The following is an 11,421-nucleotide window of genomic DNA, read 5'->3' as shown; positions in this document are numbered from 1 at the left end:
GAAGCCCGGGGTGTCGCGGGTGATGACCGCGTTCTTCTTGAGCTTCCGCGCGACCTGCATAGCGGTGGACAGCGCCTCGTCGGTGGTGTGCGGCGTCCGCACGACCTCGATGAGCGGCATCACGGCGACGGGGTTGAAGAAGTGGAACCCCACGACGCGCTCCGGGTGCGCGAGGCGCTCGGCGATGCGCTCCACCGACAGGCTCGAGGTGTTCGTGGCGAGGGTCGCCGTCTCGGAGACGTGCTGCTCGATCTCCGCGAACACCGCCTGCTTGACGCCCAGCTCCTCGAACACGGCCTCGATGACCCAGTCCGCGTCGGCGAAGTCGGCCTTGTCGGTCGTGCCCGTGACGAGGGCGGTGAGCCGGTTGGCCTCGTCGGGGGAGATGCGCCCCTTCGGCGAGCTTGCGGATTCGCCGTGGATGCCGGCGACGCCCGCATCCACCGGCGCCTGGTCGAGGTCGGTGATGACCACCGGCACCTGGAGGCGGCGCACGAACAGGAGCGCGAACTGCGATGCCATGAGCCCGGCGCCGACGACCCCCACCTTCGTGACGGGGACGGGCGCGGTACCCCTTGTCCGAGCTCCCGCCGGGCGCTTGGCGCGTCTGCACCAGGTCGAACGCGTAGATGCTCGCCCGGAACTGGTCACCGAGATGAGGTCGGCGAGGGCCTCGTCCTCCGCGGCGAAGCCCTCCTCGCGGGTGCTGCCCTTCGCCGCCTTCAGCAGGTCGAGCGCGCGGTACGGCGACTGCGCGACCGTGCCGATGCGCTGCTCGAGGGACTTGCGGGCGATGCCGATGGCGACGTCCCACTTGGCCAGGCGCTCGAGCCGGCCGGGCGCGTTCGGGCGCTTCACCTCTACGGCGCCGGAGATGACGCCGTCGGCCCACCGGATCGATGCTCCAGGAACGACGCCGAGGGGAAGGACGCGTCGGCGATGCCGAGCTCCATCACTTCGGCCGCCTTCAGGGTGCGGTTGTTCTTCAGCGGGTTCTCGATGATGACCTTGAGGGCGTTCTCGATGCCGATGAGGTTCGGGAGCAGCCAGGCGCCGCCCCAGCCGGGATGATCCCGAGGAACACCTCTGGGAGCGCGCGACGGCCGGCACGGACGCGTCGACCGTGCGGTAGTCGGAGTTCAACCCGATCTCCAGGCCGCCGCCGAGCGCCAGCCCGTTGATGAACGTGAACGACGGCACGCCGAGGCGGTGGAGCCGCCCGAGCGTGTCGTGGCCGAGCTGCGCCATCTGCCGGCCGACCTCGCGGCTCGGGATCTCGCCCACCTTGCTGAGGTCGGCGCCGGCGGCGAGGATGAACGGTTTACCCGTGATCGCCACCCCGGCGATCTCGCCGCGGCGGCGCGGCCGGCGAGCCCGTCGAGCGCCTCCGCGAGCTCCAGCAGGGTCGCGGGACCCAGCGTCGAGGGCCGCGTGTGGTCGCGCCCGTTGTCGAGCGTGACGAGCGCGAGGACGCCGCCGGAGGGCAGCGGCACGTCGCGGACGTGCGAGTGCGTGACGACCTCGTCGGGATCGAGCGCCACGAGCTCCCGGAAGCGGCTGGTGTCGGTCACTTGTTCCTCTTCTTCCTCTTGCCGGTGAAGTGCGGGTTCTCCCAGATGACGCTGCCGCCCTGGCCAGGCCGACGCACATGGCGGTGAGGCCGTAGCGGCCCTCGGGGTGCTGCTCGAACTGGCGCGCGAGCTGGTTCATGAGCCGAACGCCGCTCGACGCGAGCGGGTGGCCGACGGCGATCGCGCCGCCGTACTCGTTCACGCGCGGGTCGGCGTCGTCGATGCCGAAGTGGTCGAGGGGCTGCGCACCTGGATGGCGAACGCCTCGTTGAGCTCGAACAGCCCGATGTCGTCGATGGTCAGCCCGGCCTTGCGCAGCGCCTTCTCCGTGCTCGGGACGGGCCGATGCCCATGATCTCCGGCTCGACGCCCGCGAAGGCGAACGACACCAGCGTCATCTTCGGCGCGAGCCCGAGCTCCTTCACCGCGTCGCCGCTCGTGAGGCAGCGCCGCGGTGGCGCCGTCGTTCAGTCCCGACGAGTTGCCGGCCGTCACGCGCCCGTGGGGGCGGAACGGGGTGCGCAGCCCGGCGAGGTCCTCGAGCGTCTCGTCGGGCTCGCATGGCCTCGTCGCGGGTCGCGAGGCCCCAGCCGTCGTCGTTCCGCGTGGCGACGGGCACGAGGTCCGGCTGGATGTGCCCCGCGCCGCGTAGGCGAGCGCCGTCTTCTGCTGGCTGGCCAGGGCGTACCTGTCTGCGCGCTCACGGGTGAGGGACGGGAAGCGGTCGTGGATGCGCTCCGCCGGTGCGGCCCATGTTGAGGGCGTCCTCGCTCACCAGGCGCTCGGCGAGGAACCGCGGGTTCGGATCCGCGTCGAAGCCCATCGGGTGGCTATGTGCCTCGACCCCGCCCGCGATGGCGAGGTCGTACGCGCCGAACGCGATGCCGCCCGCGGTGGCCGTGACGCTCGTCATGGCGCCGGCGCACATGCGGTCGATGGCGTAGCCCGGGACGGAGCGGGGGAGACCCGCCAGCAGCGCGGCGGTGCGGCCGAGGGTGAGGCCCTGGTCGCCCGTCTGGGTCGTGGCCGCGATGGCGACCTCGTCGATCCGGTCCTTCGGCACCTGCGGGTTCCGCTCCAGCAACCCGATCATGGCCTTGACCACCGAGGTCGTCGGCGCGGGTCCGCCAGTACATGCCCTTCTCACCCGCTCGTCCGAACGGGGTGCGGACCCCGTCCACGAACTCGGACTTCGGTTCTTGACTACTGACGCCTCCTCGCATCGATTTCCCCCACCCTAGGGAGAGGCCGGTGGGGAGCCGAATCCGTTGACTGTTCCTACGAGGCCCCGTCGTCCGTCGCGTCGTCGGCTTGGTCGGCATCCAGAAAGGCGGAGGCGACCGCGGCGGCCGTCGCCTCGATCTGCCAGGGCCGCGCGCCCCACGACTCGAGCGCCGTCGCCACGGAGGCGGGAGCGAGGTCGGCGGGCTGGCGTCCACGCGACGCGGCGCAGCACCTCGGGCGTCAGCACGTTCTCCTGGGGACGCCCATCGCGGTCGCGACCTCCTGCACGGCGACGCGGGCGCGCTTGAGGCGCCGGTCGGCCGCGGGGTCCTTGTCGGCCGAGGCCTTCGGCGGCGGCATCGACTCGCCCGTGCCGCGCAGCTGCGGGAACTCGGTGGCGGCGAGGCCCCGCTCGACGGCGGCCCACCAGCGGTCGATCTCGGCCGGCTCGCGCGGCCCGAGAACTCGCGCACGGCGGCGAGGTCGCGCTTGGACTGCGGCAGGACGCGCGCCACGGCGACGAGGGACCCGTCGGGGACCAGGCGGCCGGGGCTGGTGTCGACCTCGCGCGCGTACGCGTCGCGGGCCTGCCACAGCTCCTTGGCGACGGCCAGGTTGCGACCGCCGCGGATCCCGTGCAGGCCGCTGAGGCGGCGCCACGGCTCGACCCGGGCGGGGTCTGGCCTCCTTGGCGATGGTCGCCTGGAACTCCTGCTCGGCGATGGCCGTCTTGCCCTGCTCCTCGAGGCGGCGGGCGATCTCGTCGCGCACGTCCACGAGCAGCTCCACGTCGAGCGCGGCGTACACGAGCCATGCCCGGGAGCGGTGGGTACCCGTCGGGCCGTGGAGTGCTCCTTCGCCAGGTGGATCCCGAGCAGCTCCTCGACGACCGTGCCGAGGCCGACGCGGGCAGGCCAGCAGGCGGAGGCGAGCTCGGTGTCGAAGATGCGCCGGGGGTTGAGGCCGACCTCCCGGAGGCAGGCGAGGTCCTGGCTGGCCGCGTGCAGGACCGCATCCACGTCGCGGATGACCTCGTCGAGCTCGGAGAAGCCGCCGACGGCGGGCGGGTCGAACAGGAAGGTGCCCGCGCCGCGACGGAACACCTGGATGAGGTAGGCGCGCTGGCTGTAGCGGAAGCCGGATGCCTGCTCGGCGTCGACGGCGATGACGGTGCCCTGGGCGATGGCCTCGACGGCGCGCAGGTACTCCTCGCGCGTGTCGATGACGGTGAGGTCGCCGGTGGCCGCCGCCTCGCGCAGCGGCGCGCGTCCGTCCGCGGGCTCCGCAGCGGGAGACGGCTCCGGTGCCGTCGCCGGCGCCTGCGCTCGGGCGACGGGGTCCGGGACGATCGGCGCCTCCGGACGCCGTGCGCGGGGGCGCGTCCGGGCGACGACCGCGTCGGTGGCGGTGGATCCCGGGACGTCGGAGAACAGCGAGGCGCCCATGGCCGGGCGGCCGAGCCGGGGTGCGGCCGCCGGGGATGCGGGGGTCGCGTCGGGGTCGGGGGTGTCGGACGGGGCGTTCACGTCCGGGTGCGTCGCGCTGATAGCAGTGTCACTCCTTCGCCCGGAGGCAGTCCGGCGAGCATGCACAGTAGTTCCCCCCAGCCTTCCACATGGGCGGTCACGTCGCTGTCCGCCGGGGTCCAGGAGGCCCGGAGCTCGATCTTGGCGCCGCTGCCCTGCCGGGCCAGCTCGCCGTAGCCGGTGGAGATGATGCGCGTCGCCGTCCCCGACGGCGCGGAGTACCGGGCGCCGCGCGATGCCAGGCCGTCCACGAGCCAGGGCCAGGCGACGTCCGCGAGGAACGGGTCGGTGCCCATGTCGGTCTCCAGCGGCGCCTGGGCGAAGCAGACGATGCGGAAGGCGCCGCCCCAGGCGTCCGGCTCCTCCGGGTCGTGCAGCAGGATGAACCGGCCCGTGCCGAGCTCGGAGTCGGCGGCATGCCCCGAGGGGGACACGTCGGCGGCCAGCGCCACGGCGTACGGGGCCAGCCCGCCGGCGGGCGAGGGGATCTCGGTGAGCACCAGCTCGGACCGGGTGGTCGCGCGCCGGAGCGCGTCGAGCGCCGCGCGGAACTCGGGCGGATCCTCGGCGCTGTCACGGGTGTCTACCACGGGCAGGCGACCGGTTCCGCCGTCCCGGGCCGGGAGCCACGCCGGAGGCGCGACCGGCCGCCGATCCTGCTGCGACCAGGGGATCAGCCGCGGCGACGCTCCAGCGGGCGTAGGTGCGGTGGTCGTCGTCCACGAGGAGCTGCGCGAGGCGCATCCGCGCGTCCACGCCGGAGCCGGCGGGGACGAGCGGGATGCGCGGGGTGACGAGCTCCGGGACGCTGGTCAGGCACAGCTCGTCCACGCGGCCCGCCGTCAGCAATGCGGCGGCGAGGGCGGGTCCGCCCTCGCAGACGATGCTCGTCAGGCCGAGGCCACGGAGCGCGTCGACGACGTCGTCGCCCCCGAGGCGCCCGTCCGCCGCGGCGCCGAGGGGCACGGGTACGAGCTCCGCGGGACGCCCGCGAGCGTCGCGAGGGCGCGATCGCGCGCCTCGGGCGGGCACAGCACCACGAGCCGGCCGTCGGCCTGCGCGGGGTCGAAGCGGTGGCCGGAGAGGTCGCCCGAGGACGTGGCGACCGCCAGCGGCGTGCGCCGGGGGAGCACGTACCGCTCCGTGCGGACGGTGCCGGCGCCGACGAGGACCACGTCCGCGAGCTCGCGGACGACCCGAGGATCCGGCGGTCGACGACGCTGCTGAGGCTGTCGGAGGCCGTCGGCTCCGATGACGCTCCCGTCGACGGACGCGACGAAGTTCAGGCGCACGTGCTCGACGGAGGCCGGGCGGTAGAGGCCCTCGAGCCAGTCGCGCGTGCCCTCGTCGTCGAGCCCGCGAGGACCCGGGTCCTCGCCCGGTCCCGCGACGGGCAGGACCCGCGTGATCCTCACCCCGCGAGCCGCTCGCGCGCCTGGCGCTTCACGCGGCCGAGCATCGCGGTCATGCCGCGCATGCGCAGCGGCGACACCGCCGCGTCCAGCCCGATCGTGGACGGGTAGTCGTCGGGGACCGCCTCCTCGGCCCGGAGCCCCTCGAGGCCCTGGGCGAGGATGGACGCGAAGCCCCGGCTCGTCGGCGCCTCGGCGGGCGCCTGGGCGTGGACGTGCACGTCGCCGTCGACGACCTCCACGAACATGAACACCGGCGACTGGCACTCCTCCACCCGCTCCAGCAGGTCCGGGTGCTCGGCGTAGCGCTCGGGCAGGGCCGGGAGCTCGTTGCTGAAGTCGAGCAGCAGGAGGAGCCGGTCACGCTGCCCGAGCGCGAGGAAGTCGTCCCGGATCTCGGCGAGCGCGGCGGGCAGCGCGGGGGAGCCGGTCATCGGGAGGGCAGCTCCCGGCTCGGCGCCCTGCACGATGGGGACGCGCACGGCGGAGCCCCGCTCGGTCCAGGACCCGTCGTAGTTGCGGACGCCGTCGAAGCCGAGGAGGTGCGTGAGCACGAACCACGTGTGGCTCAGCGCTCGCCGATGCGGCAGATGCAATTCACCACGTCGTCGCCGTTTGTCGGTGGCCTTCGCGGTAGACGGCGTCGAGCTCGGCGCGGGTCCGGAACGAGCCGTCCTCGGCCGCCGCCTTCGCCCAGGGGACGTTGCGGGAGGTGGGGATGTGGCCCGCGCGGAGCGCGCCCTCCTCCGGGTAGGCCGGCGCCGTCGTGCGCTGGCCCGTGTACTCCTCGGGCTGCGGACGTCGATCAGCGGGTTGCCCAGGTGCGCGAGCACGTCGTCCTTGTACGCGCGGATCTCCTCGTCGCGGCGCTCCACCACGGGGTACTCCACGGGGGCGACCTCGGTGGCGTCGGTGGTGAGCGGTCGACCCTCGGCGACCCACTTGTCGCGCCCGCCGTCGAGCAGGCGCACGTCCTCGTGGCCGAACCGGGCGAGGAGATCGCCGCGCACCTCGTGCCCGCCGCGGCAGTTCGACGAGGCCCGCTCACACTTACCGGCCGGACCCCGAGTACGACACGCAGGCGCAGGCGGTCGAGGCTCCGCGCGTTCTCCGGCGGCGCCGGGTTCCGCGGCGGGCTCTCTCCCGCCGGAAGGCGCCGGCGCCGAAGCCCTGGCGTGTACCTCGACGGCGGGTTCGGCGTCGGCAGAGCCCACCTGCTCGCTCGCTCTGGCACGCCATGCCGGGACCCAAGTGCTTCGGCACCTTCATCGAGTACACGGCGCTCGCGCCTCCGGCTACCAGGGCGCCGTCGGGGTCTTTTCCGCGGGGCCTGATCGACGAGTTCGGAGCTCGACGACCCGGCCACGATGACGCGCCTGCTCTCGGACCTCGTCCAGACGGCACGCGCATCGCGGCGACTGGAGCAACACCCCGCCGACGCCCTGGGAGGGCCGCTTCGCCGCCGCCGACTTCCTGCGCGAGATCCAGGCCATGAGCGACGGGTTCGAGACTGACCGCATTGACGGCCTCGACTACCGCCGTCGCGCCTTCGAGGGCCACGCGTCACGGTCGAGGCCCATGACGACGCGCGCGCCGACGCGGCGCGACAGGGCGGGGCGGCCGTCCTCCCGAGCTCGTCGCGCACCTGGCGCGGCTGCACCCTCCAAGTACGAAGGTCATCGAGGGCGTCGATGTTATCGCGCTTCGCGACGTGACCCAGCTGCAGGGGCAGGCGCTCCGCTTCGTCGCGTTCGTCGACCGCGTGTGCTCAGCTGCTGGCGTCCGGCACGCCGTTCGACGAGGCGTTCTCGGCGGAGATGCTGGCGGGCGGATACCGCAAGACTCTCTTCTGGCTCATCTCGCTCACCGCCGCCGGGCGCGACGCGTAGCGCCATAGCCACCGGGGCTCCGGCGCAGCTGGGCCGGCGGCACCGCTCGAGCATCCCGACGGGTCCGAAACACGCGATGTTGACACCTTGCCGTGTGCCGTGTACGCGCCCGAACAGGTCCCGGTGAGCCCGTTAAACCTTCGCCCCCGGACACTGGATGCGTACCCGGCACCCGGTCTTGCAACCCCCGACCAGCGGCGTCCCGCCTCCAGTCCGGTGCGACCCCTGCACGATGAGAAGGTGAAACACCAGGATCAAGGCAACACCGCCTTCCTCCTGATCGCCGCGGCGCTGGTCCTCCTGATGACGCGGTCTTGGCGTTCTTCTACGGCGGGCTCGTCAAGGCCAAGAGCGTCAGCATGATGATGATGAGCTTCGGGGCCATGGGCCTCATCGGGCTCCTCTGGGGTGCTCTACGGGCTACGCGGTCACAGCTTTGGGAACGGACCACGGGCGCCGCGGGCAGCCGTGCTTCGTCGGCATCGACGGCATCCTCGGCGTCGACCTCGGCCAGCTCGGCTCGGCGACGCCTACACGGCGGCCCTCGGCGAGCAGGTACGAGCGCACCCGATGCTTGCCTTCGCCGCGTTCCAGGCCGATGTTTGCGATCATCACCGTGGCCCTCATCTCCGGCGCCATCTCCCGACCGCGCCAAGTTCGGCGTGGATGGTGTTCGCGGCGTCTGGGGCGGACGATCGTCTACTTCCCGTCGCGAGCTGGTCTTCAACTTCACGATCGCCGACGGCTCGACGGTCGACGGCGGCTGGATCGCCTACAACGTCGGCGCCATCGACTTCGCCGGCGGCACGGCCGTCCAAGCGCGGGTGCCGCGGCCCTCGCCCTGTCGCTCGTCCTGGCAGCGTCGGTTTGCCGAGGGCAATGCCACGTGCCGCACAACCCGCCGTTCTCTTGGCGCCGGGACTCCTGTGGTTCGGCTGGTTCGGCTTCGACGCCGGCTCGGAGCTCGCGGCGGACGGCATCGCGGCCATTCGCGTTCCTCATCGCCGCTCCCGCCGCCGCGATCCTTGGCTGGCTCGTCGTCGAGAAGATCCGCGACGGCAAGCCACCTCGGTGGGCGCCGCATCCGGTGCCGTCGCGGTCGTCGCCATCACCCGGCGTGCGCCGCCCTCGCCGATCTGGGCCATCGTCCTCGGCATCGTCGCCGGCGCCGGCGCTGTTGCGATCCGGCTGAAGTTGAAGTTCGGCTTCGACGACTCGCTCGACGTGGTTGGCATCCACCTCGTCGGTGGCCTCATCGGCACGCTGTACATCGGGCTCTTCGCCACCGATGCTTCGGCGATCTACCGGGCTCGCTCGAGACGGCAAGCAGGCCCTCGCCGCGTTCGCGGTGCTGATCTACTCCTTCGTCCTTCCTCGTAGGTCATCGGCACGATCATCCAGAAGACCATGGGCTTCCGGGGTGAAGAACGAGGACGAGATTGCTGATCGACACGATCGTCCACGGCGAGGAGGGGCTACGTGCTGGAGACCTCCGGCCGCTGACCCGCACCACCGGTCGACCACGACGGGCGCCGCACCTCGCGAGAGGGCGGCGCCGTCTGTCGTGTTCGGGCGGGAGAATGGCCTGCGCGGGGAAGCGCGCCGCCGCCCTTGGCATGCGCCCGCCGTGGCGGCGTTCACTCGAGGGCATGGACTTCAGCGCCGAGAAGAGCGATCATCACCGGTGCCGTCCACCGCCGTGGCCCTCGCGAAGGCGGGCCTCGACGTGGGCATCACCGCAGCGACGACGAGGCGGGCGCGGAGGCCGCACCGCCGAGGAGGCGCGCTCCCACGGCGTGCGCGCCGTCACGACCCGTCTCGACACGGCGGGCACCTCGAGCTCCTGCAGGTTGTCACCCGCCTCGCCGCCGCAGCCTCGGCGGCGTGCTCGTCGGCAACGCCGGGACGGGCGATTCCACGCTGTTCCTCGACACCGACCTCGCCAGCTGGCAGCACGTGATCTCGCCGTCGACCTGACGGCGGTCAGGTCGACGGCGATCACGTGCTGCCAGCTGGCGAGGTCGGTGTCGAGGAACGGCGTGGAGTCGCCCGTCCCGGCGTTGCCGACGAGCACGTCGACCCCGCCGAGCTCGGCGGCGAGGCGGGTGACGACCTCCCCGGCGGACTCGAGGTCCGCCGTGTCGAGACGGGTCGTGACGGCGCGCACGCCGTGGGAGCGCGCCTCCTCGGCGGTGGCCTCCGCGCCCGCCTCGTCGTCGTGCCAGGTGATGCCCACGTCGAGGCCCGCCTTCGCGAGGGCCACGGCGGTGGAACGGCCGATGCCGGAGTCGGCGCCGGTGATGATCGCTCTTCTCGGTGTGAAGTCCATGCCCTCGAGTGAACGCCGCCACGGCGGGCGCTGCCAAGGGCGGCGGCGCGCTTCCCCGCGCAGGCGATTCTCCCGCTGACGACGGACGGGCGCCGCCCTCTCGCGAGGTGCGGCGCCCGTCGTGGTCGACCGGTGGTGCGGGTCAGCGGCCGGAGGTCTCCAGCACGTAGCCCTCCTCGCCGTGGACGATCGTGTCGATGCCGGCGATCTCGTCCTCGTTCTTCACCCGGAAGCCCATGGTCTTCTGGATGATCGTGCCGATGACGTACGAGAGGACGAAGGAGTAGATCAGCACCGCGAACGCGGCGAGGGCCTGCTTGCCGAGCTGCTCGAGCGAGCCCGAGTAGATGAGGCCGACGTCGGTGGCGAAGAGCCCGATGTACAGCGTGCCGATGAGGCCGCCGATGAGGTGGATGCCCACCACGTCGAGCGAGTCGTCGAAGCCGAGCTTGAACTTCAGCTCGATCGCGACGGCGCAGACGGCGCCGGCGACGATGCCGAGGACGATGGCCCAGATCGGCGAGAGGGCGGCGCACGCCGGGGTGATGGCGACGAGGCCCGCGACGGCACCGGATGCGGCGCCCACCGAGGTGGGCTTGCCGTCGCGGATCTTCTCGACGACGAGCCAGCCGAGGATCGCGGCGGCGGGAGCGGCGATGGTGTTGAGGAACGCGATGGCCGCGATGCCGTCCGCGGCGAGCTCCGAGCCGGCGTTGAAGCCGAACCAGCCGAACCACAGGAGTCCGGCGCCGAGGAGCACGAACGGCGGGTTGTGCGGCACGTGCATGCCCTTGGCGAACCCGACGCGCTTGCCGAGGACGAGCGACAGGGCGAGGGCCGCGGCACCCGCGTTGATGTGGACGGCCGTGCCGCCGGCGAAGTCGATGGCGCCGACGTTGTAGGCGATCCAGCCGCCGTCGACGGTCGAGCCGTCGGCGATCGTGAAGTTGAAGACCCAGCTCGCGACCGGGAAGTAGACGATCGTCGCCCAGACGCCGGCGAACACCATCCACGCGCCGAACTTGGCGCGGTCGGCGATGGCGCCGGAGATGAGGGCCACGGTGATGATCGCGAACGTCGCCTGGAACGCGGCGAAGGCGAGCGTCGGGTAGGCGCTCGTCTGCTCGCCGAGGGCCGCCGTGTAGGCGTCGCCGAGGCCGAGCTGGCCGAGGTCGACGCCGAGGATGCCGTCGATGCCGACGAAGCGCGGGTTGCCCGCGGCGCCGTCCGGTCCGTTCCCGAACGTGACCGCGTAGCCGTAGAGCACCCAGAGGAGCCCGATGAGGCCCATGGCCCCGAAGCTCATCATCATCATGCTGATGACGCTCTTGGCCTTGACGAGCCCGCCGTAGAAGAACGCCAGACCCGGCGTCATCAGGAGGACCAGCGCCGCGGCGATCAGGAGGAAGGCGGTGTTGCCTTGATCCATGGTGTTTCACCTCTCGTAGATCGTGCAGGGGTCGCACCGGA

10 protein-coding genes and 4 pseudogenes are annotated in these 11,421 nt (G+C 72.5%); 2 read left to right on the top strand and 12 right to left on the bottom strand.

The annotated features are described in order from the left end of the window. Positions 1–1,541: pseudogene (locus tag ACZ411_RS14895) on the bottom strand (3-hydroxyacyl-CoA dehydrogenase NAD-binding domain-containing protein); the annotation flags it as partial. On the opposite strand from ACZ411_RS14895, the gene ACZ411_RS14890 reads away from it, so the two are divergent. Further along, complete coding sequence (locus ACZ411_RS14890) at positions 1,434–1,658, top strand: hypothetical protein (protein WP_464171381.1); 225 nt, start codon at positions 1,434–1,436, stop codon at positions 1,656–1,658. The pseudogene ACZ411_RS14895 and the gene ACZ411_RS14890 overlap by 108 nt on opposite strands. A 22-nt stretch (positions 1,659–1,680) precedes the next feature. Here the strand turns inward: ACZ411_RS14890 and ACZ411_RS14885 are convergent. The 9 genes and pseudogenes from ACZ411_RS14885 to ACZ411_RS14845 all read right to left on the bottom strand — a co-directional run. Next, positions 1,681–1,773 (bottom strand): annotated as a pseudogene (locus ACZ411_RS14885) (hypothetical protein); the annotation flags it as partial. Beyond that, positions 1,770–2,303, bottom strand: a complete 534-nt coding sequence (locus tag ACZ411_RS14880; protein WP_464171378.1) for a thiolase family protein — start codon at positions 2,301–2,303, stop codon at positions 1,770–1,772. The gene ACZ411_RS14880 and the pseudogene ACZ411_RS14885, both read right to left, overlap by 4 nt. Beyond that, on the bottom strand, positions 2,272–2,664 hold the full coding sequence (locus ACZ411_RS14875) for a thiolase family protein (RefSeq protein WP_464171373.1): 393 nt from the start codon (positions 2,662–2,664) through the stop codon (positions 2,272–2,274). Before ACZ411_RS14875 ends, ACZ411_RS14880 begins: the two co-directional genes overlap by 32 nt. Positions 2,665–2,849: 185 nt before the next feature. Next, positions 2,850–4,321, bottom strand: a pseudogene (locus ACZ411_RS14870) (HRDC domain-containing protein). Beyond that, the gene (locus tag ACZ411_RS14865) at positions 4,318–4,911 is read right to left on the bottom strand and encodes a DUF3000 domain-containing protein (protein ID WP_464171372.1); all 594 of its coding nucleotides are present in this window, start codon (positions 4,909–4,911) and stop codon (positions 4,318–4,320) included. The pseudogene ACZ411_RS14870 and the gene ACZ411_RS14865 overlap by 4 nt, the downstream one beginning before the upstream one ends. Beyond that, on the bottom strand, positions 4,895–5,287 hold the full coding sequence (locus ACZ411_RS14860; protein WP_464171371.1) for a dihydrofolate reductase family protein: 393 nt from the start codon (positions 5,285–5,287) through the stop codon (positions 4,895–4,897). The genes ACZ411_RS14865 and ACZ411_RS14860 overlap by 17 nt, the downstream gene beginning before the upstream one ends. Further along, positions 5,212–5,736: a dihydrofolate reductase family protein gene (locus ACZ411_RS14855; RefSeq protein WP_464171370.1), complete on the bottom strand. Its 525-nt coding sequence runs from the start codon at positions 5,734–5,736 to the stop codon at positions 5,212–5,214. The genes ACZ411_RS14860 and ACZ411_RS14855 overlap by 76 nt, the downstream gene beginning before the upstream one ends. Further along, positions 5,733–6,167 (bottom strand): SufE family protein, encoded by a 435-nt coding sequence (locus ACZ411_RS14850; RefSeq protein ID WP_464171377.1) that lies wholly within the window; start codon positions 6,165–6,167, stop codon positions 5,733–5,735. Before ACZ411_RS14850 ends, ACZ411_RS14855 begins: the two co-directional genes overlap by 4 nt. A 12-nt stretch (positions 6,168–6,179) precedes the next feature. Continuing rightward, positions 6,180–6,719, bottom strand: a pseudogene (locus ACZ411_RS14845) (sulfurtransferase); the annotation flags it as partial. A 1,812-nt stretch (positions 6,720–8,531) separates the two neighbouring features. Between ACZ411_RS14845 and ACZ411_RS14840 the strand changes: the two are divergent. Then, positions 8,532–9,002 carry a hypothetical protein gene (locus ACZ411_RS14840; RefSeq protein ID WP_464171369.1) on the top strand — a complete coding sequence of 157 codons (471 nt, stop codon included), beginning with the start codon at positions 8,532–8,534 and terminating at the stop codon, positions 9,000–9,002. A 298-nt stretch (positions 9,003–9,300) separates the two neighbouring features. Here the strand turns inward: ACZ411_RS14840 and ACZ411_RS14835 are convergent, their stop codons facing one another. Continuing rightward, positions 9,301–9,951, bottom strand: coding sequence for an SDR family NAD(P)-dependent oxidoreductase (locus ACZ411_RS14835; RefSeq protein WP_464171368.1), 651 nt, complete (start codon positions 9,949–9,951; stop codon positions 9,301–9,303). Between the two features lie 142 nt (positions 9,952–10,093). After that, the gene (locus ACZ411_RS14830) at positions 10,094–11,380 is read right to left on the bottom strand and encodes an ammonium transporter (protein WP_464171367.1); all 1,287 of its coding nucleotides are present in this window, start codon (positions 11,378–11,380) and stop codon (positions 10,094–10,096) included. Between the last annotated feature and the right edge of the window lie 41 nt (positions 11,381–11,421).

The sequence above is a fragment of the Clavibacter sp. AC415 genome (genome assembly GCF_979252985.1).
Note: the sequence above shows the minus strand (reverse complement) of the source record. Positions and strands in the feature narration are given on the sequence as shown.

What these genes read in the sequence shown, in the direction of transcription:
- ACZ411_RS14875 (WP_464171373.1), bottom strand. Translation starts at nt 2,664, where the DNA reads ATGATCGGGTTGCTGGAGCGGAACCCGCAGGTGCCGAAGGACCGGATC.
- ACZ411_RS14850 (WP_464171377.1), bottom strand. Translation starts at nt 6,167, where the DNA reads ATGACCGGCTCCCCCGCGCTGCCCGCCGCGCTCGCCGAGATCCGGGAC.
- ACZ411_RS14835 (WP_464171368.1), bottom strand. Translation starts at nt 9,951, where the DNA reads ATGGACTTCACACCGAGAAGAGCGATCATCACCGGCGCCGACTCCGGC.
- ACZ411_RS14830 (WP_464171367.1), bottom strand. Translation starts at nt 11,380, where the DNA reads ATGGATCAAGGCAACACCGCCTTCCTCCTGATCGCCGCGGCGCTGGTC.